Annotated in this window: 21 protein-coding genes; all 21 read right to left on the bottom strand. The window is 31.8% G+C overall.

All coding sequences use genetic code 11. From position 1 onward, the window contains the following. Window positions 1-65: 65 nt before the first annotated feature. The 21 genes from AC4FQ3_RS02775 to lpxD all read right to left on the bottom strand — a co-directional run bounded on the left by AC4FQ3_RS02775 (window position 66) and on the right by lpxD (window position 26929). Window positions 66-1043, bottom strand: a complete 978-nt coding sequence (locus tag AC4FQ3_RS02775; RefSeq protein ID WP_491180777.1) for a YeiH family protein — start codon at window positions 1041-1043, stop codon at window positions 66-68. Between the two features lie 75 nt (window positions 1044-1118). Further along, window positions 1119-2015 carry a LysR family transcriptional regulator gene (locus AC4FQ3_RS02770; RefSeq protein ID WP_491180776.1) on the bottom strand — a complete coding sequence of 299 codons (897 nt, stop codon included), beginning with the start codon at window positions 2013-2015 and terminating at the stop codon, window positions 1119-1121. A gap of 5 nt (window positions 2016-2020) precedes the next feature. Further along, the gene (locus tag AC4FQ3_RS02765; protein WP_042567028.1) at window positions 2021-2806 is read right to left on the bottom strand and encodes a hypothetical protein; all 786 of its coding nucleotides are present in this window, start codon (window positions 2804-2806) and stop codon (window positions 2021-2023) included. A gap of 45 nt (window positions 2807-2851) precedes the next feature. Beyond that, on the bottom strand, window positions 2852-4879 hold the full coding sequence (locus tag AC4FQ3_RS02760) for a hypothetical protein (RefSeq protein ID WP_491180775.1): 2028 nt from the start codon (window positions 4877-4879) through the stop codon (window positions 2852-2854). A gap of 80 nt (window positions 4880-4959) precedes the next feature. Beyond that, the gene (gene fabG, locus AC4FQ3_RS02755) at window positions 4960-5706 is read right to left on the bottom strand and encodes a 3-oxoacyl-[acyl-carrier-protein] reductase (protein ID WP_491180774.1); all 747 of its coding nucleotides are present in this window, start codon (window positions 5704-5706) and stop codon (window positions 4960-4962) included. Between the two features lie 254 nt (window positions 5707-5960). Beyond that, window positions 5961-6137 carry a hypothetical protein gene (locus AC4FQ3_RS02750; RefSeq protein WP_491180773.1) on the bottom strand — a complete coding sequence of 59 codons (177 nt, stop codon included), beginning with the start codon at window positions 6135-6137 and terminating at the stop codon, window positions 5961-5963. A gap of 568 nt (window positions 6138-6705) precedes the next feature. Then, on the bottom strand, window positions 6706-8052 hold the full coding sequence (locus tag AC4FQ3_RS02745) for a DUF4302 domain-containing protein (RefSeq protein ID WP_491180772.1): 1347 nt from the start codon (window positions 8050-8052) through the stop codon (window positions 6706-6708). Between the two features lie 10 nt (window positions 8053-8062). Beyond that, on the bottom strand, window positions 8063-8923 hold the full coding sequence (locus AC4FQ3_RS02740) for a substrate import-associated zinc metallohydrolase lipoprotein (protein ID WP_491180771.1): 861 nt from the start codon (window positions 8921-8923) through the stop codon (window positions 8063-8065). Between the two features lie 18 nt (window positions 8924-8941). Beyond that, entirely contained in the window at window positions 8942-10417 is a 1476-nt protein-coding gene (locus tag AC4FQ3_RS02735; RefSeq protein WP_491180770.1) for a RagB/SusD family nutrient uptake outer membrane protein, read from the bottom strand. Between the two features lie 12 nt (window positions 10418-10429). Then, window positions 10430-14158 (bottom strand): SusC/RagA family TonB-linked outer membrane protein, encoded by a 3729-nt coding sequence (locus AC4FQ3_RS02730; protein WP_491180769.1) that lies wholly within the window; start codon window positions 14156-14158, stop codon window positions 10430-10432. 203 nt (window positions 14159-14361) lie between these two features. After that, window positions 14362-15471: a FecR family protein gene (locus AC4FQ3_RS02725; protein WP_491180768.1), complete on the bottom strand. Its 1110-nt coding sequence runs from the start codon at window positions 15469-15471 to the stop codon at window positions 14362-14364. 90 nt (window positions 15472-15561) lie between these two features. Beyond that, complete coding sequence (locus AC4FQ3_RS02720) at window positions 15562-16170, bottom strand: RNA polymerase sigma factor (RefSeq protein WP_491180767.1); 609 nt, start codon at window positions 16168-16170, stop codon at window positions 15562-15564. 261 nt (window positions 16171-16431) lie between these two features. Further along, window positions 16432-19851 carry a T9SS type A sorting domain-containing protein gene (locus tag AC4FQ3_RS02715; RefSeq protein WP_491180766.1) on the bottom strand — a complete coding sequence of 1140 codons (3420 nt, stop codon included), beginning with the start codon at window positions 19849-19851 and terminating at the stop codon, window positions 16432-16434. A 123-nt stretch (window positions 19852-19974) separates the two neighbouring features. Next, window positions 19975-20403: a hypothetical protein gene (locus tag AC4FQ3_RS02710; RefSeq protein WP_073394161.1), complete on the bottom strand. Its 429-nt coding sequence runs from the start codon at window positions 20401-20403 to the stop codon at window positions 19975-19977. Window positions 20404-20542: 139 nt separating this feature from the next. After that, the gene (gene sucD / locus AC4FQ3_RS02705; RefSeq protein WP_007808093.1) at window positions 20543-21415 is read right to left on the bottom strand and encodes a succinate--CoA ligase subunit alpha; all 873 of its coding nucleotides are present in this window, start codon (window positions 21413-21415) and stop codon (window positions 20543-20545) included. An 84-nt stretch (window positions 21416-21499) separates the two neighbouring features. Next, a complete protein-coding gene (locus AC4FQ3_RS02700) occupies window positions 21500-21862 on the bottom strand; it encodes a nuclear transport factor 2 family protein (protein WP_042567040.1) in 363 nt (120 codons plus the stop codon). Window position 21863: 1 nt separating this feature from the next. Further along, window positions 21864-22793, bottom strand: coding sequence for a UDP-3-O-(3-hydroxymyristoyl)glucosamine N-acyltransferase (locus AC4FQ3_RS02695; protein WP_491180765.1), 930 nt, complete (start codon window positions 22791-22793; stop codon window positions 21864-21866). Window positions 22794-22930: 137 nt separating this feature from the next. Next, window positions 22931-23497 carry an elongation factor P gene (gene efp / locus AC4FQ3_RS02690; RefSeq protein ID WP_042567042.1) on the bottom strand — a complete coding sequence of 189 codons (567 nt, stop codon included), beginning with the start codon at window positions 23495-23497 and terminating at the stop codon, window positions 22931-22933. A gap of 149 nt (window positions 23498-23646) precedes the next feature. Next, window positions 23647-24432 (bottom strand): acyl-ACP--UDP-N-acetylglucosamine O-acyltransferase, encoded by a 786-nt coding sequence (lpxA, locus tag AC4FQ3_RS02685; protein WP_029270176.1) that lies wholly within the window; start codon window positions 24430-24432, stop codon window positions 23647-23649. A gap of 72 nt (window positions 24433-24504) precedes the next feature. Then, on the bottom strand, window positions 24505-25893 hold the full coding sequence (locus AC4FQ3_RS02680; RefSeq protein WP_491180764.1) for a bifunctional UDP-3-O-[3-hydroxymyristoyl] N-acetylglucosamine deacetylase/3-hydroxyacyl-ACP dehydratase: 1389 nt from the start codon (window positions 25891-25893) through the stop codon (window positions 24505-24507). Further along, the gene (lpxD, locus tag AC4FQ3_RS02675; protein WP_073394158.1) at window positions 25886-26929 is read right to left on the bottom strand and encodes a UDP-3-O-(3-hydroxymyristoyl)glucosamine N-acyltransferase; all 1044 of its coding nucleotides are present in this window, start codon (window positions 26927-26929) and stop codon (window positions 25886-25888) included. Before lpxD ends, AC4FQ3_RS02680 begins: the two co-directional genes overlap by 8 nt. Window positions 26930-26965 lie beyond the last annotated feature (36 nt).

Below are 26965 nucleotides of genomic sequence, written 5' to 3'. Positions count from 1 at the left end.
TAATAAAAGCAGCAAATAATAATATATTAAATGAACTTATATAACTTATATGGTGAAATAAAAAATTAATTCAGATATAGAATTGCGGTTAAACTTAAACCTGCAATAAAAATCCATAAAAATATTCCCTGAAATAAAGGCTTCACTCCTACTGATTTTAATGTGTTTATATTTAATGTTGCACCAATTAGAAACAAAGTTATTGTTAAACCAATTTTAGCAATACCCACAATTTGAGGCGCTATGATTGCTGTTGCAGGTACATAAGTATTAAAAAGCATTGCCAGAATAAACAAACCAATAAAATAAGGAATTTTGATTTTTGTTCCGCTATTTTCAGATTTTTTGTTAAAAAGTAAAGCTGTTAAAAGCGAAATTGGAATAATCCATAAGGCTCTGGCTAACTTTACAGTTGTTGCAATTTGTAAAGCTTCAGTGCCATATTTATTTGCCGCACCAACTACAGAACTTGTGTCATGAATGGCAATCGCACACCATAAACCAAATTCTTTTTGTGACAAATCCAGCTGATGTCCAATAAATGGGAAGGCAAATAACGCAATAGAATTCAGAATAAAAATAACGCCGAGGGCAATCGAAGTTTGATTTTCGTTTGATTTAATTACGGGAGAAATCGCTGCAATGGCACTTCCGCCACAAATTGCAGTTCCGCATGCAATTAGATGTGATGTTTTTCTATCTGTTTTTAACCATTTCCCTAAGAGCGTTCCAAAAACTAAAGTGCTGAAAATAGAAAGTATAGTCAATAAAAAACCTTCTTTTCCGGCTGAAATGGCAGATGCTGCATTCATCCCGAAACCTAAACCAACCACAGAAAATTGCAATAAATAAGTAATCGCTTTATGATTGAATGCAATAAATGGATTTCCGAAAACATTTACGATCAAAACGCCCAACAGCAAAGCAATTGCCGGAGAAATAATCGAAAACAAACACAAAATAATCACCAAGGCAAAAACGGCTTGTTGGATATAAAGGTTAACTTCAAATAAATGTGCTGCTGTATGTTGTTTCGTTTTCAAAATAAGGTACTTGATATTTTACCTTACAAAGGTCTGCCCTTTATATTGAAAACGCCAATCGTAAAATACAATCGGCTATAACTTCAGGTTATAGTAAGAAGAAATATTTTGAATGAATAATTCAGACAAGGCGTCTGATTTTCCGAGTAATGTGATGATATAAAAATATCTTTCAACAGATAATTTTTCAACATCCAAAACAATCAATTCTTTGTTTTTCAATTCTTTATCTACAGCATGAATTGACATAAAAGCAAAACAATCTGAATTTAAAAGATAGGATTTTATGCTTTCCGTGCTTCCTAACTGCATTTCGATTTGTAAGTCAGTTAATTTTACCCCAACTTGTTTTAAAGCAAATTCTATAACTTCAAGTGTTCCTGATCCACGTTCTCTGGTTATGAATTTCATTGATTTTAAATCATCTACAGTAATTTCACTTTGTTTTACTAAAGGATTTTTACTACTGCAAACCAAAACCAATTCGTCTTTTAAAAACGGAATATACTTTATAGACTGATTTTTTGATTGTCCTTCTACAATGCCAATTTCTATTTCTTTGTTGATTAAAGAATTTTCGATTTGTTCTGTATTTCCGTTCAGTAAATTGACTTTTATATCTTGCTGTTTTTGGTGAAATCGTGCTAAAACGGGAGAAATAATATATTGTGAAATGGTTGTACTTGCTCCTAACCTTAACAATCCCTGACGTTCGCTACTAAACGAACTCATGTCAAAGTCGATTTTACGATAAACTTCGAAAATATTTTTGGTATGTTTTAGCAGAATTTCTCCGGCTGGAGTCAACGCAATTTTAGAACCGTTTCGTTCAAAAAGTTTGGTTTTGTAGGTTTCTTCGAGTTCCTGAATGTGTTTCGAAACTGCCGGCTGTGTAATGTACAATTCTGTTGCCGCTTTAGTAAAATTAAGGCGGAGTGCAACGGTGTAAAATACTTTTAGGCGGAAATCCATGTTATTTAATATTTTCCCATTGCTTCAACTCCAGTTTCTGAAAATTTCAAAATTTCAGTTGTAATTGGATATCCTGATTTCTCATATTCTTCAACTACGACAGAACCAAGACGTTCAGAAAAATACCCAAAATCTTGTTCTCCAAAGATATAACAAAAATCTCTCACAGGAATAACAGCATAAAATGGGAAACCAATATTATTTTTAACTAAATCCTTAATTTTTGATGAAAAGAGACAAGCACTTTTAAGCCAAACTTCTTCAATATGAATCATTCCTAGTTTATGATTATCAACATCTTCAATCTCTATCTGAACTTTATCTAAAAAAGTATCTAAATTTAAATCAACTTGATTTTTTAGTTCTTCTAAGTCTAAGTTCCAGTCTATCAAATCATCATCAGAAATAAATGAAAAATTATTATTAGTATTTAGCATAAAAACTTTACTAAATTCATTTGTTACCTTTTCATATATCAGGTTTTCAAACTCAAAGTCATTAGGGAAAAATTGTACGTAAATTTTATCTTTTATATTCTCCCAATCTTCTTTTTTTGATGAATGTGAAACAATTGTATTAACTAAATCGGTAATATAACTATCATCATTATCTCTTTCGTAATTGCGCCTAATATTATCTAAACTTACTTTTAATTCAGATTCTTCTACATTTATAAGAATAAATCCATCTTTATCAATAGAATCAATAGTTAAGCCTTTGTTTTCAAGTTGTATTTTAAACTTATTAAAAACAACATCTTCTTTACTATTACTTTTGAATGAATCTAGCATATATTAAAAATTTTAGATTTACTTAATTTAAATGTTTATCCAAAGCTACAACAATCCATTATATTTTCTAATAAACCATTCCGTAGTCAATAAAACGGCAATCAAAATCAACAACCAAACCCAATCAATAAGCGGTGTTTTTGTTGAGATATTTTTTTCGATTGATTTGTATTCTTTGTTTTCTATTAAAGTTTTAATCAAATCATCAACCTGGTTTTGGAAAAAAGCTGTTCCGTTTGTTTGTAGCGCTAATTGTTTTAGTTTTACAACATCAGGATTTACAAATTGTTTTTCGATATCAAAATCTAAAATCTCAAAATGGCTTGAATAAACAGTATTTGAGTTTAATTCTTTTACTGTAAAATTATATTTTCCGGCTTGTAAACCGTCCAGATTTGCTGAAAAAGAATTATTTCCTTTTAATAAATCGTAGTTTTTAACTTGTTTGGTTTCGGCATTGGTAACGGTGATTGTTAATCTTGCTTTTTCGTCGAACTCGTAATTTTTGTTGAAATATTGCGCGTTAATCACAATGGCTTCTCCTGAATTGTAAAAACTTTCATGTGTTACAACTAATGATTTTCTTGAAGTTGATGTTGCCAAAAATTGAATTATCTTATCTACAAAAACATCATATTTATCAAAGGATTGATTGTCGATATGACTTTGCATACGCCATTTCCAGCTATTTTCTCCTAAAAGAAAAGCGGTTCGTTTTCCTTGATTTTCGGCGAAAGCCAATAAAGGAGCATTTGTAGATACGTTTCTAATTTTAGACGAAAGTAAAACAGATACATTTCCGTTTGTTGTAATCGTCCCGAATGGATTTTGCAACGGCGGAAAATTTTCGAATCCGATATTATCTATCGCAAATAAATTAAATTGCGATTGAAATTCGTTTAAATAATCTTCTCTTTGATTGCTTATTTTAAAAACCAAATTGTTTTGTTGTTGGTTTAAAAAATTAAAATCGGTATTGTTTCCAGTGATTATAAAGGTATTTGTTCCGGCTAATTTATTGTTGTCGAAAATAGCCTTAAAAGCTGTTGTTGGTTGGTACAAAACTAAAACAGAAACATCTTGTAACTGATTAATATCATTTGGTTTAACCAAAATCACTTTACGTTGTGCATTAACTTCTATCGAACGTTTTAAAGCAGCAATATCAGGATGGTTTATTGATGAAACTATTGCAATTGTCGACTTTTGATCGATAATTTCGACTGCAAAATTCTTGACGTTATTGTAACTGTTTTTCTCTTTTGTATTGGCAGAAACGGTGGCTTTAAAAATTTGTAAGCCTACTTTATCTGCTGGTAAAAGTAAATTTAAAGTGGCTGTTTTTTTAGAAGGCGAAAAAGAAATTTTTTCTTTTGCTACAATCGTATTTCCTTGCGAAATGGTAAAATCGGCGTTGATGCTTTTATCTCCGGCATATTGCAGAAAAACTTCAACCGGAAATTTATTTTTGTGAAAAGCGTATTTGTTTACGTTTAACTGATTGATTTTTAAATCTAAAAATGTAGTTGTATCTCCTACAACCAAAGGATAAACTTTATTGACAGGATCAAAGCGATATACATAATCGTTTCCTGTAGTTTGATTTCCGTCAGTAATTATAACGGTTGGAAAAATCAGGTTTTTGTTGATGCTTTTTAAGTTTTTGGCAACTTCATCTAAGTTGGTTTGTTTTCCTTTAAAATCAAATTTATCTGAAGGTTTAAAATCTGCGTCGAATTGATAGGACTGAATTTCAAATTTTTCTTTAAGCGCCGGATTTGAAATCAAGGCTTTATATAATTCGGCAGTTTTTTCGTCTGATTTTAAGGCAACTATCGAACTTGAATTATCAACTGCAATTGCCAAAGGTGTTTTGGTAATTTCAAGGGAATTCTTGGTCATTATTGGATTTATCAATAAAAGCAATAATCCGAAAATAGCTAAAAAACGTAAAAAAGCCAAAAACCAAATCACATTGGATTTGTTTTTGGCTTTGAAAAAATATTGAAAATACGACAAGCCACCAGCGATTACTAAAGATAGTAATATTAACAGAATCGTATTTGTAGTCATATATATTTTAAGTTTATAGTTTTGAGTTTATAGTTTTTGGTTGAAGAACAATAAACAACAAACCATTAACAATTAACATATTAAGTAAGCATTCCTCCACAAACATTAAGTACTTGTCCTGTAACATAAGCACTTAAATCTGAAGCTAAGAAAAGACATGCGTTTGCTACATCTTCTGTAGTTCCGCCACGTTTTAACGGAATTCCGTCTCTCCATCCTTTTACTACATCTTCTGGTAATTTTGCAGTCATTTCGGTTTCGATAAATCCCGGAGCAATTGCATTGCAACGAATGTTGCGTGAACCCAACTCTAATGCTACAGATTTTGTAAAACCAATTGCACCGGCTTTTGAGGCTGCATAATTTGTTTGTCCCGCGTTTCCAGAAACTCCAACTACTGAACTAATATTGATAATAGAACCTGCGCGTTGTTTTAAGAATGTTTTTTGAATTGCCTTTGTCATATTAAATACTGACTTTAGATTTACAGCTATAACCTGATCAAAATCAGCTTCTGACATACGCATCAATAAATTATCTTTTGTGATTCCGGCGTTGTTAATTAAAATATCAACTGTTCCAAAATCTGCCAAAACAGCGTCAACAAAAGTTTGCGCTTCATTAAAATCAGCTGCATTTGATTGGTAACCTTTTGCTTTAACTCCTAAACCGTTCAATTCTGCTTCTAAAGCCTGAGCTGACTCTACAGATGAACTGTATGTAAAAACGACGTTTGCACCATGTTTAGCGAAAACTTCAGCAATTCCTTTTCCAATTCCACGACTAGCGCCTGTAATGATGGCAACTTTTCCTTCTAGTAATTTCATATTCAAAATTAATATTAATATTTATTTTAGTTATTTCTGTAATTATATATTACAGAAAAATCTGAATCATTCGGGGTCTTTGAATGATACGTCAAATATATGATAATTCCTTTTTTAAAAAAAATAAGAACTGCAATAAGCTTTGAAAAATCCTTTTGAATCTAAGAATCAATATTTTTTCTCTTTAAAAAAACACATAAAAAAACCAGTAGTTTCTTTCTACTGGTATTTTTTTTAAGCTATTAATTACTTTATTATAAAGGAGCGGGTCCAGGTGAATCTTGCGGAAGCATAACGCATGGGCCTGAATAAGGAAATGCCGTCCATGGTATTGTGCAAACTGTCTGATACGGATCGCCTCCAACTGTGTGTTTTTGTTCCTTCATACTTAATACTTCAACTCCTTCAAAATTTAAAATTGTTTTTAACATAATAATCAGGTTGTTTGTTTTTGTATTCTCAATCGTTTTTATCTGTTGAGTTTCAGACAGAAAATAAATGCAAACATTTAGTTTTCAGGCTAAATATAAGAAAAATAGTCGTTTTAAATATCAAAATATAAAATTTTATTTCTCATAAATAAAAATCAAAAAACAATCCTAAATTGACTGCTTTTTTCAAAATAAATCAAGACTAAAACTTTCGAATATTATTGCTTTGTTATGAAAAAGAAAACTATTAGCAATACTACCATCATAAAAAACATTTTATAAACAGATGCCCGAAACTCTTTTGTATCATTTAGTTTGTCTTCCTTTCTTTGTTTTATCATCTTTAAAACCATAAATGTAATCATGACGATTATGGAGAGATATAAATAATATCTTGTATAATCCGGATAGAACCTTGATATCACAAGGAGTATTGGACCCCATAAAAATAAAGTGATATTTGTTTGTGTGATATACTTTTTCATATTTATAACGCACATGTTTAAGTTAAAAAAGCAGCCCAAAATTTGAGCTGCTTTTTCTTCAAAATAAATAAAAACTAAAACTATTAATTAAGCTGCCAAGTAGTCATTCTAAATGTGCTTGATAAACTTTTAAATGTGTAAACCGTATTTGAATATCCTAATTTAAAGCTTTCTTTTTTAACATAGATTCCGTTAGTATCCATTAAATAATTATCGAAACTAGCAAGAAATGCAGGCGTTGCTGCTGTTGTATTTCCATTCCATGATTTATGTTTTAAAATGATCTTTTTACCAGCTACATCTTCCTGTACATCAACAAAATGCTGAAGTGCTCCTCGTCCAGCGAAAGTGTAGTAAATGAAAGTTCCAAGTGAGTGGTTCATATACAACTGCACCCCTGTAATATACTGACCAGCAGGTAAACTGGCATCTATTTTTGCTATTTCTTCATTAAACAATGCTGAATTAGTAGGTGCATCTACAGTATAATCATCTGTATAGTAACCAAATCTCGAATATGCTCTTCCTGAAAGTAATATTTTATAATCATCAGTAAGTAAAAATGGAACATCAGAATATTTAATTGATGCGCTAACACCATTTGTTCCTGTAGCTGTAAAACTTCCATCTGTTTCATTAAAAATAAAATTGCTTAGTTTCTGATTTCCAACAACTACGGGAGGACTAACTACCAAACCGTTTGGAGCATAACCAATACCCATATCATATGAACCTGCGGCATCGGTGATTGTAGTGTGGCGTGTTACTGTAGAAAACGGATTAAAATCGTAAGTTGTTTTAGTTGTTCCGTTATTTACTTCCAAACCTCTGTAAAGTCCTAATGTTGGATCTCCAATAATATTTGGGATCATATCAAAATTTAAGACTAAATCATCCCAATCTTCTTTTGTTGCTTTTACAAAACGCAACTCCTGGTTGTTTCTATTTGTTCTGAAAATAATTTCACCATTTTCTTGTCCGTAATACAAAAACTGAAAATCTCCACGATATCCCTCTGATGTTAAAGCATCAATTGGATAATCGTTTGAGTCAGATAATAAGTGTATTTTGTTTTTTGTTGTAAATACTAAACTTACAGTACTTCCTAGCTGTATTTGATATTCACTAACTTCACTTAAATAAGTTTTTGAAACATCATCAAAATCAGAAGCCATTTCGACAGTTCCATTAGCAGCAAATTTAAACAAATGCGTATAACCGCCTAAAACGGTGTTATCTGTAAAATAAACTGCTTTCCAGCCTTCCGGAGAAGAAAGTAATGCTTCATTTAATTCTGCTTTCTGGGCATTTAATCGTTCAGTTGGTGTTTGATCAAATTTTGGTTCTGCATCAGTATTATTGTCGCAGGCGCTCAATTGCAGTGCCAAAAATGATGCAAATAAGAACTTATATATGTTTTTAATTTTCATAATACTTGGTTTAATTAGTTATTACAGTACTTGTATTGATTTCGGCTGCATCTCGTAATGCATAAAAATCCATATCAAATGCTTCTTTAAAATATTTCACTACCAATGCTTCTTTTGCTTTTAATGCTGCATAAGCTGTTGGATCTTGAATGCCATCCAAGAAAGCTTCATACTCATCTTTTGAATATATCAATATCATTGAAGCTGTTTCGGCAAAATCTTCATTAATATTTGATCTTGCATAACTTGTAATGAATCCAATTTCGTTTGATTCGGGAATTTCATAATTGTACCAATCTGCTACGTATCCTCCCGGAGTTATGGCCGACCATGATTTTTCGTCAAAAGGTTTGTGCTGATTCAAAATATGGATATACTCATGTTGTATTGTATGAATAAATTCTGAAACATTCTCACGATCTGATTGATCTATATAATCTGTTTCAAACAAAGTAACACGCTGTCCTCCTTCTGCAATACCAAGTGTTCTGGTTCCTACGCTATTCAAGTTTACACCTCCTACCAAAACAATTTCTCTTGGAGCAATTTTTTTAACAAAATCTGCACCACCAACTGTGGCATAACTTTTAAGCCATATTGTCTCAACAATTTCAAGCGCTGGCTGAACTTTTTCTACTGTTGGAGGAAATAAAAATCGACTATTGTCTACTGTATTTTGATTCCATTTATATTGTACATTAATATTGTATGGATTTAAATAAGTGGTTGCAATCCAGTTATCCAATGCTGTTTTTTCAGGCTGCGTATAATCTAATTGACTATCACCCGGCTGCTCATCTTGTGCGCATGAAATTGCAACTATTGAAACAAGAAGCAATAATGCTATATTTTTATATTTTATTAGTTTCATAAGAATTTGCTTTTAATATTATCTAGGATTTAACTCTACACCTGTATTTGTTGCATGAAGCGGAATTTGCAATGCTCTTCGCTTATCATCTTTTACTAATGTATTTACGGGCTTGTTGGCTGTTTCATGATTAACAACAATGTTGAAACGTTTTACATCAAACCATCTCATTCCTTCGTGCACAAAATCTCTTCGTCTTGTTTCTGCAATTGCTTTTACATATGAAGTTTGTACAGGAGTTATTGCGTAAAATGGCGTATATTCATCGGCAATAACCGGATATTTTGCTACCACTTTAGCTTCTGTAACTTTATCGGCTGCTGCATAGCCTACAGTTCTTGTTGACCAGAAATATTCAAGCTCATCATTGGCAACATTAATTTCGCCTTTCATTACGTGAGCTTCAATTCTATTTAAGAAAAATTCGTCATTGCTTAATAAAACTTCAGCAACATAAGGATCTCCAATTCCTGCCGTAACATTTGAGTATTTAAAATATTCGTAAAATTTAGGCTGAAATACAGTTATACTACTATTTGATGAATAAAAGTTATAATACCAAGCCTTTGCAAAAATATTAGTCGCCGGTCCAAATATTTGTTGATAACGCGGGCCTGAAAGATAAAAACGGTTTGAGTAATACGATCTGCTTACAATAGAGTTTGCAGAAACTATCAATAGATTTGTTTCGGCATCACTACTTGCATAAGCTAATCTCTGATCATTTACACCTATACCTTCATATACTAAATGATTTCTTAGTTTGCCAACAGGTCTGTTTCCTAAATCATCAGATAAAGAAATTACTTTGTCCCAATCTCCTTTTACTAAGTAAAAACGGCTTGCAAAAGCTTTTGCAGCATTTTTAGTAAAATGAAATTTTGGTTCTTTGTAGTCGTTGGCTACATATTTTAAACCTTCTTCAATATCGTTTTCAATAAACTTAAAAACTTCTGCTACAGTATTTCTTGTGTATTTTGTTATTAATTCTGTTTCAGGTTTTGTAACATACGGGATACCTAAATCTGTCGAAGCTGTTGCAGGGTTATAGCGTTGCGACCATAATGAAACCAACATAAAATGAGCATAAGCCCTAGCTATAAGTGCTTCTCCTTTTTGAGGATTTAAGTCAGCAGTATTTCCCAATTGATCTATTGCTTCCAAAGCTTTGTTTGCATGTGCAATTGCTTTATAGCAAGCATCCCAGTAATAGGCCTGAGTATCAATATCAGTAGTTTCTGTCTGAATTTCCCAGTTATAATTTTGTTCGTTTTTTATTAATGTTTCTGCCATACCACTATCAAAAACATTATCTGACATTGTTTCAGCAATATCAAAATAACTCATTTGAGGATAAGCTCCCACTAATATTTCTGATATTTTATCCGGGGTATCTATTTCAGTTCTGTTATCTGGCTTCTCTGACAAGAAATCATCACAACTAGTAATACTCATAAGTATTAATAGCGATAAAGTTATTTTTAATTTTTTCATGTTTTTGAACTATTATAATGAAATGTTTAAAGTAAAAGTGTATTGAGACGTAACCGGCATGGCAACACCTCCAGAATTACGGAACTCAGGATCCTGACCATTTAATTTTTTGTCTGAATAAATTAACCATGGGTTAACTGCAGATCCTTTTAAAGTAAATGTGCTTAATCCTAATTTTTTCTTGAAATCATTAGGAAACTCCCAGCTTAATGAAATATTTTTAAGCCTTACAAAATCTCCATCGGCAATACGGGCATCAGAATAATTATAGGTATTATAAGCTCTTGCCAATGTACGTTCCCCGCCATAATTTGCATTCAAACGTCTGTCTGCAATAACAGGTACATTTGTAAAGTTTTCATCACCCGGATTAATCCAACGGTTTGTAAAATCTTTAGTGAATACTGTTAAATCATCATAAGTACTATCATAAATAGGATTTAAACGTACTTTGTTACCTCCTGATCCTACAAAGAATACGTATAAAGACCAATTTTTGTATGTAAATGTATTGGCTAAACCAAGTGATTTATTTGGCTCAATAGAACCTTCGTATTTCAAATATTTAGTCACATCCAAATTGTCCTGAAAATTCGCTTCTGTAATATTATTATCTGCTCCGTCTTGTAGAATAAAAGTTGGTAATCCCTGATTATTTAAACCCGTAAATTGATAAGAATACAATGAATTTCTTGGATGACCAATTGAATTTCCTCCATTTGCATCAACTAAATCAAATGCGGTTGGTGTATTTTCAAGTTTTGTGATTTTTTGAGAATAAACAGAAAAATTAAGTGTTGTAGACCATTTAAAATCACGATTATCAATATTTTTTGTTGTAAAACCAATCTCAAGACCTTTGGTTTCCATATCAGCATTATTTCCTTGTCTGATTCTTTGACCTCCAATTCCTGAAGTGATTACATAATCAACCAAATCAAAAGCTTTACGGCTGTAAATGTCCGAAGTAAACTGTACTCTGTTGTTAAACATTCCAAGATCAACACCAATGTTGGTTTCGAATTGTTTTTCCCATGTTAAATTTCCATTTTGTAATTCTTCAATATTAATCCCTGATTCTCTGTCGTCAAGACCAAAACGATCTGTGATATAACTTTTGTAAATCGCCAATGAGTTTGTTGCAGGTCCTGCAGTTGCAGTAAGTCCGTAAGAAGCTCTTAAAGCTAAAGTATTTACAGATTCAACATTTTTCATGAACTTTTCTTCGGCAACATTCCATTTTCCACTAAAAGTATAAGTTGGCAGCCATCTTGATGAATCACTGTTCCCTTGTCTGTTTGATCCATCATAACGTCCTGTAACAGAAGCTGTATAACGACGATCGTACGTATAACCAACTTTTCCGAAGAAACCTACTGTTCTTTCTTTTTCTTCATTAAATCCATAATAAGAATCTCCTCCGTTGATAATTTTTTCAATTAATCTTGGGTCTGTAAAAGCAGTTAAACCTCTGTCGTATTGTAAACCTGCAGCGGTAAAATTATCACTGCCTCTGTCTACAACTCTTAATTCTGTACCAAATAAACCTTCTAATTCGTGTTTATCATCTAATGTATTTCTATAGCTAACACTATTTCTTAAGTTATAAGAAGTCATGTCATTTGTAAATTTTCTTAAGAAACCACCATTTGGCAATACAGAAACTTTAGGAGCCGTTAAATCATTTGGATCTTGATATAAAAATATATTTTGATCTCTAACCAATGTATTAACACCGTCTTCACCATCCGGAGTTCCAGCTTTATAAGCTCCAACTACGTTTGAATTTTCCATAATCTTGTGCTCACGACTTGTGTTTGCAAAACGTGCAGAACCTGTTAAATTATAGTTTAAGTGTGGATTAATTTTATAATCTAAATCCAATTGAAAACGAATATCTTTAACCTGAATTTCCATGAAATTGTTTGCCAATTCATTGATAATATTCATTTTAGCCCAGTTGTTTCTGTAGTATTCCAGATTACCATTTTCATCATATGGTCTTAAAGTTCTACTTGTATTTAATACATAGTTAAATGGGTTGATATCAAAATCACGGGTTACTTTACCAAAAACAACATCTTTTTCGCTTTCATAACTTCCCGGTGCACCTTGATCACGAACCGAAGCCATAGTAGAAAGCGTTACATTTAATCTGTCATTTACATAAAATGTACCTTTAATATTTGATGAAATTTGTTTGACATCATCAGCAATAGTCCATCCCGGATCTGTATAATATCCTAAAGAAGCATAAAATGTATTGTTTTTACCACCTCCAGAAAAACTCAAAGAGTGATTTTGTGTAATAGATGGTCTAAATAATACACTAAACCAGTCTGTATTTGCCTGTTCGTATTTCTTTAAGAAATTATTACGGCTAACAGGATCATTATTAACCAAATAACCACCTGTTTCTGGCACATAAGTATTTATTGCTCTACCTAAAATATTGTAAGCTCCTCCGTATCTTCCATTTACTGTTGAAGGTAAATCCAGATATCCTTTAGATTCCATTTCTTTGAAAATACTCATAGATTCCTGAGAATTCAGGATATCATACTGGCTGTAATTTGGAACTGCTCTAACAGTTTGTTCCAATGAATAACTCACTTTTAAAGGTGCATCTCTACGACCTTGTTTTGTAGTAATAACCACAACTCCATTTAATGATCTTGAACCATAAATAGAAGTTGCTGAAGCATCTTTTAAAATTTCAATATTTTGAATATCATTGGCATTTAAACCAGCAATAGACGAACTCAATAAAGTCTCTGAATTACCAGACGCTAAATCTGCAAATGTCAAATTGATAATATCTTCCTGAACAACACCATCAATTACCCATAGCGGTTTTGTATCTCCAAAAATAGAAGAAGATCCACGAACTGTAATTTTTGGAGCTGTACCAAATGTTCCTGTAATGTTTTGTACTGTTACACCAGCAGCTTTACCTTCAATCATTCTGCTCACATCTACAACTCCGTCTACTTTTAATTCTGCTCCCGAAATTTTACTGATTGCTCCTGTAAAAGTTCTTTTCGATGTTTTTTCATAACCTGTTGTAACTATCACTTCTTTCAGGTTTTGGCCTGATTCGTTCAAAATTACAGTAGGAGAAGTATTTTCAATACCAATTTCTTTGGTTTCCATTCCAACATAAGAAATTACTAAAGCGGTACTATTTGCAGGCATTTCGATAGAAAAGTTTCCGTCAAAATCTGTTAATACAGCAACTTTAGTTCCTTTAGCCATAACCGTTGCGCCAGGAAGCGGCACACCAGACGGATCAGTAACTTTTCCTTTAATGATGGGCCCTGCCATTAGCGCATCAAATAAAGAATTATTACTATCTAAGTTCGAAAAAGGTTCTAATGAATTGTCCTTCTGTAAAATAATCTGATTACTTACCTCAGAGAAAGTAATATTAAAGGGTTTTAAAATTCGATTAAGTACACTAGACAAAACTTCCTGATTGGCCTCAATTGTAACTTTTTGGTTTAATTGCGGCAATCTTGAATTGTACGAAAACTTTACATGTGCAGATTTTTGCAATTTAGATAAAGCATTATCTAAAGTTAAATCTGAAACAGTAATCGTAACTTTTGTATCTAGTTTTCTTTGTCCATTTACACTGTTCGCCATTGTAACACTTGAAAATACAAGTGCTAAGACAAACTGAAATAGCGTTATTTTCATGATTCGGTGGAGTAATCGTTGTTTAACAACTGGTTTTTTCATAATTTTGGTTTGTTTTGATTAATACTGTTCGAGTGTATTTTAAGAAACACTATGAATTACTTTTTACAGAAAGCAATTCAATTAATTTAAGTGTCGATAATGTTACAGCATTTCGGCACTTTTTTTATGTATTTTATTCTTACATAGGCATTTATAAATTTTTAGTTTAAGGGGTTTTAATTAAATTTCTTGAATAATATTTTTTAGTTACAGCCTTTTGATGTTATGGTAATTTGATTTCCATTCATTTCAAAACTCGTATCGTTACCAATGCTTTTACAAATAATTTTAAGTTTCTCCGGCAGTGGCTGATCGCTAAGTGATGTGGTCAAATGGCAATCATTTAATTTATCTTTAGGATAATCAATATCAACTAAATAAGCTTGTTCTATAGTTTCGAAAATTTGAGCAATCGGAATATCGTTAAACTCAAAACTTAATTGTTCAATGTTTCCTACACTACGAACCAAAGCTTCATCTTTTGTAATATTGGTTATTTTATTAAAAACCAAATCCTTACGAATAAACCGAAGTGCCTGATTTGGAAGAAGTACGACTTCATGATCTGTAGCATTCGAAATTAAACTATTTGATTTTACCCTTACTTTACCGGTGCGAACAAGAACTTCAACATTTTGCTGGTCCTGATAAGCTTTAATTCTAAAACTAGTACCAACAACTCTTGTTACAATTTCGTTTGCGTAAACAAAAAAAGGCTTTTTGGGATTTTTACTAATTTCAAAGAAACCTTCGCCGGATAAATACACCTTTCTTTCATTCCCGGTAAAGATTTTAGGATAACTTAATTTACTTTTTGGCTGTAATAAAACCGAACTTCCATCAGATAATGTGATAGTTTGAGAAATATCTGAATTATTAGTCTGTTCCACCAATCCCTCATTATTTTCTTCTATTAATTCATTATAGGTGACAACAGTATTGTTAATCATGCTATTATTTCTAAAAGCTAAAACTGATGATAATGAAATGATTAAAAGAGCAGCTACGCCGCTTAGCCAATATTTTCTTAGATAGAAAATTTTTGATCTCGTATTATTAAAATCTTCTTTTTCTTCGATTTTTTTCCAGGTAGATTCCAATGCCTCATGAATCTCATTTTGAGACAGATTAACATCGGTAACTTTCATCGCTAACAATAAAAGTCTGGCATCTTCAACTAATTTGGCTCGTTGACGATTTTCTAAAGTCCATTCCTCCCAGCCTTGTTCATCAATTTTAGATAAAATCCACAATTGAAATGACTGATCAGCTAAAAGATCTTCGATTTCGGTATAAGTATTACGTTTTTGCATCTTAGAATTAGGGTTACAAAAACATAGAGGACACTTTTCTTATTGTATACTCACTTAATTATGATTTTTTTTAAGTTTTTTTTAAGAAATTCAAAAAAGGCCTGAAGATAGCAGTAAAATATAGGACAAATTGCCTTTCCATTCCTTACGAAGGCTCAATAATCCACGGTATAATAAGTTATTTGCCGATTGATAATTAACATCTAATAATTCTGCAATTTGCTCTACAGCCAAACCCTGATGATATCGCAGATATAATGCTTCTTTTTGACGTGGAGGTAAATCGTTAAGTAATTTATTCAAATATAAAACACGTTCTGCAGTCACTTCATCTTCAACGAGTTCATTTTCTATAGAAAAGTCAAAAAGAAATTCGATTGCTTCTGTCGAAGTTGTTTTGCGAAAAATATGATCTCTTTGAAATAAACGGGCAATTCTTTTTCTTACGCTCGATAATAAATACGCCTTTACAACAACATTTTCCTGCAATGTAGTTCTATATACCCAGACATCTGCAAAAACATCCTGAACGCAGTCCTGCACCTTTTCTTCAAAAGGAGAAAGAGAATTTCCATAACTAACTAAATCCTTATAATATCTTTCAAAAAGTTGGGAAAAAGATTTTTCATCACCGGCTTTTAAATTACTCCAAAGAGTATTATCATCTAAAAACTTATTGTTTAAAGTTTGGCTTTTCATATTTATCGAGGCGTGGGAATTATCAAAACAGGCTTTTCTTAATACAAACAGAATAGTATTTTAACATTATTCTTTCGTATTGTTCGATAAATATATAAAAGCAAAAATATAAAAGCAATTTATTTACAAAAAAGGAGCGGTTTCTTAATCTAGAAACCGCTCCTTACCTTTGACTATATCAGGGTTCTTAAATAAATGTTAAAAAATATTTTTATTTGAAGAACCTTACAATTGTGAGATTTTACAGATAGTTCTATAAGTTTATTCCTTAATAAATTTTGCAACAGAAGACCCTTTGTCTGTTTTAATTTTCAATAAATAATTTCCTGCTCTCAATCTTGAAACATCAATGGTAGAAACGTTTTTACGATTTGGAACAGCAATTATCAATTGTCCTAATACATCATAAATTGACATAGAATTTATTTCAATATTATTTTTTAAGGAAATATTCAAAACGTCCTTTGCAGGATTTGGATATATATTAAAATAATTAGAAAAATCGAAATCCTTAGTGCCAAGAGTTTTGAATGTAGAAGTTGCTTTATTAGTTAAGATTGGAAAATTATAATCAAAATAAATATTTGCCTCATTTGTAAACGAATTGCCTACGGATAATGTTGGCAATGTTTTAATTTTAAAAGCAATATAACCATCATTATGAGCATCGTCGTATGGAAGTTTTATTTTTTCGAAGATGAATTCTACTTTATTTCCATCAGAAATTTTAGTGGTGTACGAATGACTTGAACTTGTGGGAACCAAAGTTGCAATATCAAATTTCGATAAATCGATCATGTCTTTTACCACAATATTTTCAGCAGGATAATTTCCGGTATTTTCAAAACGAATCATATAATGAACATATTGTCCAATTAATTCCGGTTTAATCACATTTCCTTCCAGACACGTTTTATCGTTTGGATCATAAGAACCTACAACTGTTTGGTTTAACTCAAAAGTATTATCCGTTTCTATTTCATCTGCATTAGCAGAATTTATTTTAGCAGTGTATCTTAAAATATCATTATTATTTACTGCAGGAGTTTGTGTTGGAGTATTTACTTTTAAGACAATTTCAATTTCCTTAGACTCAAAAGGTTTTAAATTTGTAAAATCCCAGGCAATAACCCCGGTTGTCTGACTGGAAAAAGTAACATTGGAAGAAACAAAATTCAAAGTAGAATCGTCAAAAGCAAGATTTACTGAACCAGATTGCGTTACATTTCCTTTATTTTTATAAATGATTTTGTACTTAGCATCAAAACCAGGTCTTGCCGGTTGAATTGGTAATATATTGATTTCTAAATCTGTATGTGAACCATTAGGTACTAAACAGAAATCCTGGGCAAAAGGACTCGCCATCGATGGAAAAATTACATTTACAAAACTTGGTGAAACCGTAAAATAATCAGGACTTTCTAATGTTGGTGTTACTTTATAACTTCCCTCTGAAACGGGAATTAAGTAGTTGCCTGTTACATTATTAATAATACTTTCGTTTTTAATTGTATCATCTATAACAAATTTAAGGTTGGAAGCTGGAATATCTAAAGCATCGCAGCCATTATTATTACTGTCTATTCTACTATTTCCCTGAATAACATAGTTTGTCCCTCCTGGCTTAAATGAACAATAAGAGTTTACATGACAATCTGTATATCCATATTTACTAATAGATTTTTCAATATCCTGGATTTTATTATCATTTACACAAATATATTTTAAAGTCGGATTGTTTAAAAATGCAGCATCAAAGTCATTACTGTTTTTTAAATTAATAAAATCAAATTGATTATCATTTAAATTATAATCGCACATAGTAGTAAAAATAGCACTTCCATCTGCATATTCATAGATATAAGTCCCCGGCCCCATATAACCATCTTGTGGAGTGTAAATAACAGTCGAAAAATCTAAATTAGTTAACTTATTGTTTGTACAATCGAATTTTATAATATTTAGCAATCCAGTTAAATCAATACTTTCAACAGTATTATTTTTGAATGAAAGCATTTGTAATTTCTTTAGTCCCAAAACATTCAGTTTTGTCAACAAATTATTATCACATTCCAGCAATCCAAGATTACTAAGACCAGTAAGATCTAAGTCAGTAATTTGATTATTAGTACAATAGAAATCTCTTAAATTGGTAAGTGGAGAAACATTTAATGTAGAAAATTGATTATAATTACAATTTAAGGAAATAAGATTACTTAAACCTGACAGGTCTAAATGGGTTAATTTATTCTTTCCACAAGCTAAAATCGTTAATTTACTTAAACCTGTTAAATCAATTTTAGTTAATTCGTTACTCGTGCAATAAAAAGCGGTTAAATTATTTAGTCCCAACAAATTTATATCGGCGAATTTATTGGCAGAACACGAAAGCTTACTTAAATTCGTCAAACCCGTTAAGTCAATAGTTGTCAATTGATTAGTATCTACATATAACTCTGTTAAATTGGCTAAATTTTTTACATTGATATCAGTCAAAATATTATTTTTACAATAGAAAAAAGTCAGTTTTCCTGCGCCGGTAACATCTAAATTGGTAAATTTATTATTATTACAATAAAGCATTTTTAAATTATTTAAACCAGTAATGTTTAAAGACGTCAATAAATTTTCAGAACAAAATAAAGATTCAAGGCTTGTTGACGATGAAACATCCAAGCTTGTCAATTTATTTCCTCTAAGATCTAAGCTTTTAATTTTACTTAGCCCCGTTCCTGTAAATGATGTAAATTTATTTTCAGAAAAATTAAGAGATTCCAATAAGGCAAGTCCATTTACATTTAAACTAGTTAATTCGTTTCTCCAGCATAATAATTCAGTAAGGCTTTTTAAATTACTTGCATCTAGTGTTGTCAGTTTATTTGAGCCACAATCCAGATACTTTAATTTAGTTAAATTACTCACATCCAAAGAAGTAAACTTATTAGAACTACAATCTAACCACGTAAGATTAGGTACACCGCTAAGATCTATTGTTGCTGTAGAGAAACTCACCTTACAATTTAAACGCTGCAATGCAGGCAAATTTTTAATTTCGAATGTGCTAAGAGTATTAAATTGGCAATCAATATTATTAAGCTTAGACAAACCTGATAATTTTAATGAAGTTAAAACATTAGAAGCACAAATTACATAATAAAGATTCTTTGAAGAAGTCAAATCCAATTCTGTCAATTTATTGTATTCGCAATTTATTGCCTCCAATTTACTTAATGCGGCCACATCTAAGCTTGTAAGCTTATTACCATCACAAAACAAAGCTATAAGTTCAGTTAAGCCACCTATTTCTAAAGAAGTAAGTAAATTACGATCGCATCTTAAAATTTCTAATTTTGATAAACTTGTAACATTTAGATTTGTCAATGAATTAGAACCACATTGCAATGATTTTAAATTACTGAAATTCGAGATTCCTTCTAAAGAGCTTAATTGTGAATTAGTAAGTGTTAAATATCCAACTTTAGACGCTTCAGAAACCTCTATTTCTTTATTGTCATTAGTATCAATTTTCATGCTTAAGCCATTGACATCTGATGCAATTTGATTGGATGTACTAGCAAGAAGCAATTTTGTCTTAAAATTAGCATCAGGAATATTAAGTATCTGAGCATTAATAGAAGAGAAAAAGCATAAAGCCAGTAATAATAAGTAGTTTTTTATCATATTTTTGGTTTGTTTTTGGATGCTAAATATATGACGCTCAAAATTTAAATCCTAACACTTAATAAAAAAAGCCTTACTAAATAAATAGCAAGGCTTTTCGTGAAATTTTATTTTAAACAGCTTTTAGAAAGCTACATTCCATCTTGGTAATTTTGCATTTTCATCTAAGAAATTTTGTAAAACCTGTCCTTCAACTGCAGTTGGAATTGCTTTTACATCTGCATTAAAAGTTTCGTACCAAACTACTTCAAGAGCTTCAATACTTTCTAATTTCATTTGTGCAGGCCATGAATATTTTCTTCCTGTTTTTGCAAATTGGTGTCCGTTTACGATTTTATCGTATAAACCTCCATTTTTGCTTTTCAAAGTCCCGTCGTTTTGAACAGTTCCTGTAGAAGCAACCATTATTAATTCTTTCGCATCACCTTCAACAGCATATACAACAAAAATTCCTGCACCACCTTCGGGAGCATTACAAACTTGTTCTAAACTATCTTCGATTGTAAAAGTAAAACTGTTGCTTACTTTAAACTTTTTTAATTCTTTGTACATATTTCTTTTTTTAAGCTTCTGAGGTTCTAAGAAACTGAGTTGCTAAGTTTTTAATTTATTCCTCTACATTTTAAAAATGTAAAAAAGTCTCAACAAATATTGAGACTTTTTTGGAATTTGTTATTTAAAACATTGGAGATTAACCCAATACTTCTTTTACTTTTTTACCAATTTCAGCTGGTGAATCAACAACGTGAATTCCGTTGTCTCTCATAATTTGTTTTTTAGCAGCAGCTGTATCATCAGAACCACCAACAATAGCACCTGCGTGACCCATTGTTCTACCAGCAGGAGCAGTTTCTCCGGCGATAAAACCAACAACTGGTTTACGGTTACCATCAGCTCTAACCCATTTAGCAGCATCAGCTTCTAATTGACCACCAATTTCACCAATCATAATGATGATTTCAGTTTCTGGATCGTTCATTAATAATTCAACAGCTTCTTTAGTTGTAGTTCCAATAATTGGATCTCCACCAATACCAATAGCTGTAGTAATTCCTAAACCTTGTTTTACAACCTGATCTGCAGCTTCATAAGTTAAAGTTCCTGATTTAGAAACGATACCAACAGTTCCTTTTTTGAAAACAAAACCTGGCATAATACCAACTTTAGCTTCACCCGGAGTAATAACTCCCGGACAGTTTGGCCCGATTAATCTAGAATTTCTTTCTTTAACATAATTATTTGCTTTAATCATATCTGCTACAGGAATTCCTTCTGTAATAGCAATAATTACTTTAATTCCAGCGTCAGCAGCTTCCATAATTGCATCAGCAGCAAAAGCCGGCGGTACAAAAATGATAGATGTATCAGCTCCAGCTTGATCTACAGCATCTTTTACTGTATTAAAAACCGGACGATCTAAATGGCTAGTTCCTCCTTTTCCCGGAGTAACACCACCAACAACATTAGTACCGTACTCAATCATTTGAGAAGCATGGAAAGTTCCTTCGCTTCCTGTAAATCCTTGAACAATTATTTTGGAATCTTTATTAACTAAAACACTCATGATATATATTTTATGTAGTTTTTAAAATTGTGTTGCAAAAATAAGGTTTTGTAATCTATTTTAACCTTTTTGTCATCAAAAAAATTAAGAAAATTGACTCATTTGATAACCGCGATAAAGTTTGTCATCTTTAATTTGCCAAATTGTAGCAAAATGAGCTAATAACATTTCTTCTCGTGGGTTTTCAATCGTTTTCACGAAATGTGAGTAACGTATTGAAACTAAATCATCTTCGGCAATTATATGGCTAATTCTCACCTTAGATCGCACATAAGCACGACTTAATTCATTGGCCATTGCGAGCATCGAATCATAATCCATCTCAATCAATCCTTTGGTACTATTCCAATCCAACTTTACATCGGGATGCAAATAAGTTTTCATGATTTCGCTATCAATTAAGGCATCCGACTTATAAAATTTTTGAACAAATTCTTTTATAGACATATTACTTCAATTTACTTAGAATTTCAGGAATCTTTTTGATATTGGCTAATTGTTTTAATTTTTCTCTTGATTCTTCTATTGGAGTTCCAAAATAAGATTTTCCGCCTTCAACAGATTTAGTAACACCTGTTTGCCCCATAATAACAGCCTTCGCTCCTATCGTAATACCGCTTGTGGTACCAACTTGTCCCCAAATAGTTACTTCATCTTCAATAACAACGCAACCAGCAATACCGGTTTGTGATGCAATTAAACATTTTTTACCGATAACTGTATCATGACCAACATGCACCTGATTATCAAGCTTAGTTCCCTCTCCAATTGTTGTATCACCTGTTACACCTTTGTCTATGGTACAAAGAGCGCCAATTCCAACATTGTTTTCGATTACCACTCTACCACCAGAAATTAACTGATCAAAACCATCCGGACGTTTTTTATAATAAAAAGCATCAGCGCCTAAAATAGTTCCTGCGTGAATAATCACATTATCGCCAATTACAGTATGATCGTAGATAGTAACATTTGGATGTATTATACAGTTTTTTCCAATTGTTACATTATTTCCAACAAAACTATTAGGCTGAATTACAGTTCCTTCTCCAATAGTTGCAGAAAGAGCAATCGAGACAGTTGTTGCCTGAAAAGGTCTAAAATGTTTTGTTAAGGTATTGAAATCTCTGAAAGGATCATCAGAAATCAAAAGTGCTTTACCTTCAGGACAATCTACTTTTTTATTAATTAAAACAATAGTCGCTGCAGATTGTAAAGCTTTATCATAATATTTTGGATGATCAACAAAAACAATATCGCCTGGTTCGACAACATGTATTTCGTTCATACCTAAAACCGGAAAGTCTTGGTCTCCTATAAATTCGCAGTCAAGCAAATTTGCAATTTCTCGTAAAGAGTGAACTTTTGGAAATTTCATATTTTATAATTAGAAAATTTGTCAATTAGAGAATGTGTCAATTAGGAAATGTGTCAATTAGAAAACAAAATTATTCAATTTTCTGCTGCTGCATCAATTTTCTAATTGACTCATTGACAAATTATCTAATTAAAAAACTACTCTTTTACACGCTCCATGTAAGAACCTGAAGCTGTATCAATTTTAATTTTATCACCTTCGTTGATGAATAAAGGAACGTTTACAGTTGCTCCTGTTTCTACCGTAGCAGATTTTGTTGCATTTGTAGCGGTATTTCCTTTTACTCCTGGCTCAGCATAAGTAACTTCAAGAACTACAGAAGATGGCATATCTACAGATAAAGGCAAATCAGTTTCAGTATTCACCTGAACCATTACACTTGTTCCTTCTTTTAACAATCCCGGAGCATCCAGAATATTTTTATTCAAAGAGATTTGCTCATAAGATTCTGTATTCATAAAATGAAACTCATCTCCTTCAGCATATAAAAACTGATAATTATGTGTTTCTACACGCACATCGTCAATTTTATGTCCTGCAGAAAATGTATTATCTAATACTCTTCCTGTAGTTAAACTTCTTAATTTTGTTCTTACGAAAGCCGGCCCTTTTCCTGGTTTTACGTGAAGAAATTCAACAATTTTATAAATATCGTGATTGAATTTAATACACAATCCGTTTCTAATATCTGATGTAGATGCCATTTGTTTTTATTTTAGATTTTAGAATGTAGATTTTAGATTCTAAATAAAGAATCAATCTTACATTTCATTTTTTTGATAATTTTATTTTTTAATATTTAGATTAGAAATCTAAAATCAGAAATCTATCCCGATAGCTATCGGGACTAAAATTAATAATTTCCTGAATAACCTTTCATGATTCCTCTTGATGAATTTCTGATAAAATCTAAAATTTCATCTCTCTCAGGAGTAGCTTCCATTTCCGCTTCAATAATACTTAAAGCCTGAGTTGTATTGTAATTTTTTTGGTATAAAATTCTGTAAATCTCCTGAATTTCTCTGATTTTTTCAGTACTAAATCCTCTTCTTCTTAAACCAACCGAATTGATACCAACATAAGACAATGGCTCTTTTGCTGCTTTTGTATATGGCGGAACATCTTTTCTAACCAAAGATCCACCAGAAATCATAGCATGATCTCCAATATGAATAAATTGATGAATCGCTGCCAAACCTCCAATTACAGCATGATTTCCTACCACAACGTGACCTGCAAGAGCAACTCCGTTTACGATAATAGCATTGTTTCCAATCTCGCAATCATGCGCAATGTGTGCGTAAGCCATTACTAAACAATTGTTTCCCAGAATAGTTTGTCCTGAAGCAACTGTACCTCTATTTATAGTAACACATTCTCTAATGGTACAATTGTCACCAATTATAGCAAGAGAATCTTCTCCGCCAAATTTTAAATCTTGTGGCACCGCAGAAATTACCGCTCCTGGAAAAATATTGCAATTTTTACCAATTCGGGCGCCTTCCATAATGGTCACATTTGAACCAATCCAAGTACCATCACCAATAACAACATTATTGTGAATTGTTGTAAAAGGCTCAATTACAACATTTTTAGCGATTTTAGCGCCAGGATGAACATATGCTAATGGTTGATTCATCTGTATCTTTTATATTTTATTAAAATAATCTAATTTGGGCAACAAACGTAAACAATAAATTTGATTAAATTATTATTGTTTTTTTACAATTTGTGCCATTAATTCTGCCTCAGTAACTAATTTACCATTTGCGTAAGCATTTGCCTGCATATGACAGATTCCTCTACGGATAGGAGAAATCAATTCGCATTTGAAAATTAATGTATCTCCAGGCAATACTTTATGTTTAAATTTAACATTGTCAATTTTCATAAAGTATGTTAAATAATTCTCAGGATCCGGAACTGTGCTTAAAACCAAAATTCCTCCTGTTTGAGCCATAGCTTCAACAATTAGAACACCCGGCATTACCGGAGCTTCAGGAAAATGTCCTACGAAGAAGTTTTCATTCATCGTAACATTCTTTAAACCAACTACATGGCGGTCAGACATTTCTATAATTCTGTCAATCAACAAAAACGGTGGACGGTGTGGTAACATCGCCATGATTTTGTGAATATCCATTAATGGTTCTTGATTCAAATCATAAACAGGAACATGATTTCTCTGTTCTATTTTAATGATTTTAGCTAATTTTTTAGCAAACTGAGTATTTACGTAATGACCTGGTTTATTTGCAATAATTTTTCCCTGAATACGAACTCCTATTAAAGATAAATCTCCTATAACATCAAGCAATTTATGACGTGCCGCTTCGTTTGGATAATGCAAAGTCAGGTTATCTAAAACTCCATTTGGTTTTACAGAAATCTCTTCTTTACCAAAAGCTTTCTTTAAATTTTCCATTGTAGATTCAGAAATTTCTTTATCTACATAAACAATAGCGTTGTTTAAATCTCCACCTTTAATTAATCCATGCTCTAATAAAGATTCTAATTCATGCAAAAAGCTAAAAGTTCTTGAATTTGCAATTTCAGCTTTAAAATCAGAAATGCTTTTAAGAGTAGCATTTTGAGTACCTAATACTTTCGTACCAAAATCTACCATAGTAGTAACCTGATAATCATCACTTGGCATTACAAGAATTTCACTACCGGTTGCTTCATCAGTAAAAGAAATAACTTCTTTTACAACATAAACATTACGGCTTGCATCTTGTTCCTCAATTCCTGCTTTTTCAATTGCTTCAACAAAATATTTTGATGAACCGTCCATAATTGGAAGTTCAGAGGCATTCAATTCAATAATAATATTATCCAAATCACAACCAACAACTGCTGCCAAAACATGCTCAGGAGTTTGTATTTTTACACCTAATTTTTCTAAATTAGTTCCTCTTTGGGTATTAACAACATAATTAGCATCAGCTTCAATCACTGGCTGACCTTGCAAATCTATTCTAACAAAAGTGAAACCATTATCGATTGGAGCAGGTTTAAAAGTCATTGTAACTTCTTTTCCAGTATGTAATCCAACTCCTGTTAGTGAAATTTCATTTTTGATGGTCTTCTGTTTAACCATTATTTCCATTTTTTGGGTTTATTATTTGTTTTTTTAATTCGTCCAGTTCGGCAACAATTTTAGGTAAATTCTTAAAATGAACATATGATTTGTTAAAATCACCATATCCAAGCGATGGAGATCCTTGTAAAATCTCATCATCTTTGATGTTTCTTGCAACTCCCGACTGCGCCTGAAGTCTTACATTATTACCTATTATTAAGTGGCCTGCGATACCAACCTGCCCGCCAATCATGCAGTTTTCGCCAATTTTTGTAGAACCCGCAACGCCTGATTGAGCGGCAATTACAGTATTTTTACCTATTTCTACATTATGGGCAATCTGAATTTGATTGTCTAATTTAACTCCTTTTCTAATAATCGTAGAACCCAGAGTTGCTCTGTCTATTGTAGTATTGGCACCAATATCTACATTATCTTCAATAATAACATTACCAATTTGTGGTACTTTACTATATACACCTTCTTCATTTGGTACAAAACCAAAACCATCTGCACCTATAATAGTTCCTGAATGTATGGTGCAATTATTGCCAATTACGGTTTCAGAATATATTTTAGCCCCGGCAAAAATATACACATTATCGCCAATAACAACGTTATCACCAATAAAACTGTTTGGATATATTTTTACATTATCCCCCAAAACTACATTCTGACCTACATAACTAAAGCTTCCTAAGTATAGATTTTCTCCATATTTAGTACCCTCAGATATAAAAGAGTGAGCTTCAATTCCATTTTTATTCAATTTTACCTGATTATAAAAATGCAAAAGTTTAGAAAAGGAAGCATATGCATCCTCCACTTTTATTAAAGTTGTAGTGATTTCGGCTTCGGGTACAAAGCTGTCGTTAACAATAGTTACGCTCGCTTTTGTAGTATATATGTAGTTGATATATTTCGGGTTAGCCAAAAAAGTAAGCGATCCTTCCTCGCCTTCTTCAATCTTAGAAAGTCGAGAAACTTCTGCATTGGGATTCCCAACAACTTCTCCTTCTAAAATTCCTGCTATTTGTTCTGCTGTAAATTTCATCGCGACAAAAATATAAAAAATAGATTTTAAATGTTA

It is taken from the genome of Flavobacterium sp. AK-345, from assembly GCF_058310175.1.
This window is presented reverse-complemented; position numbering and strand designations above follow the sequence as displayed.

Excerpts from the sequence above, each read along its gene's own strand:
- AC4FQ3_RS02735 (WP_491180770.1), bottom strand. The coding sequence starts at position 10,417 with ATGAAAAAATTAAAAATAACTTTATCGCTATTAATACTTATGAGTATT.
- AC4FQ3_RS02695 (WP_491180765.1), bottom strand. The coding sequence starts at position 22,793 with ATGAAATTTCCAAAAGTTCACTCTTTACGAGAAATTGCAAATTTGCTT.
- AC4FQ3_RS02770 (WP_491180776.1), bottom strand. The coding sequence starts at position 2,015 with ATGGATTTCCGCCTAAAAGTATTTTACACCGTTGCACTCCGCCTTAAT.
- AC4FQ3_RS02680 (WP_491180764.1), bottom strand. The coding sequence starts at position 25,893 with ATGGTTAAACAGAAGACCATCAAAAATGAAATTTCACTAACAGGAGTT.
- AC4FQ3_RS02725 (WP_491180768.1), bottom strand. The coding sequence starts at position 15,471 with ATGCAAAAACGTAATACTTATACCGAAATCGAAGATCTTTTAGCTGAT.
- fabG (WP_491180774.1), bottom strand. The coding sequence starts at position 5,706 with ATGAAATTACTAGAAGGAAAAGTTGCCATCATTACAGGCGCTAGTCGT.
- AC4FQ3_RS02745 (WP_491180772.1), bottom strand. The coding sequence starts at position 8,052 with ATGAAAATTAAAAACATATATAAGTTCTTATTTGCATCATTTTTGGCA.
- sucD (WP_007808093.1), bottom strand. The coding sequence starts at position 21,415 with ATGAGTGTTTTAGTTAATAAAGATTCCAAAATAATTGTTCAAGGATTT.
- AC4FQ3_RS02760 (WP_491180775.1), bottom strand. The coding sequence starts at position 4,879 with ATGACTACAAATACGATTCTGTTAATATTACTATCTTTAGTAATCGCT.
- lpxA (WP_029270176.1), bottom strand. The coding sequence starts at position 24,432 with ATGAATCAACCATTAGCATATGTTCATCCTGGCGCTAAAATCGCTAAA.
- efp (WP_042567042.1), bottom strand. The coding sequence starts at position 23,497 with ATGGCATCTACATCAGATATTAGAAACGGATTGTGTATTAAATTCAAT.
- AC4FQ3_RS02715 (WP_491180766.1), bottom strand. The coding sequence starts at position 19,851 with ATGATAAAAAACTACTTATTATTACTGGCTTTATGCTTTTTCTCTTCT.
- AC4FQ3_RS02710 (WP_073394161.1), bottom strand. The coding sequence starts at position 20,403 with ATGTACAAAGAATTAAAAAAGTTTAAAGTAAGCAACAGTTTTACTTTT.
- AC4FQ3_RS02740 (WP_491180771.1), bottom strand. The coding sequence starts at position 8,923 with ATGAAACTAATAAAATATAAAAATATAGCATTATTGCTTCTTGTTTCA.
- AC4FQ3_RS02720 (WP_491180767.1), bottom strand. The coding sequence starts at position 16,170 with ATGAAAAGCCAAACTTTAAACAATAAGTTTTTAGATGATAATACTCTT.
- AC4FQ3_RS02750 (WP_491180773.1), bottom strand. The coding sequence starts at position 6,137 with ATGTTAAAAACAATTTTAAATTTTGAAGGAGTTGAAGTATTAAGTATG.
- AC4FQ3_RS02730 (WP_491180769.1), bottom strand. The coding sequence starts at position 14,158 with ATGAAAAAACCAGTTGTTAAACAACGATTACTCCACCGAATCATGAAA.
- lpxD (WP_073394158.1), bottom strand. The coding sequence starts at position 26,929 with ATGAAATTTACAGCAGAACAAATAGCAGGAATTTTAGAAGGAGAAGTT.
- AC4FQ3_RS02765 (WP_042567028.1), bottom strand. The coding sequence starts at position 2,806 with ATGCTAGATTCATTCAAAAGTAATAGTAAAGAAGATGTTGTTTTTAAT.
- AC4FQ3_RS02700 (WP_042567040.1), bottom strand. The coding sequence starts at position 21,862 with ATGTCTATAAAAGAATTTGTTCAAAAATTTTATAAGTCGGATGCCTTA.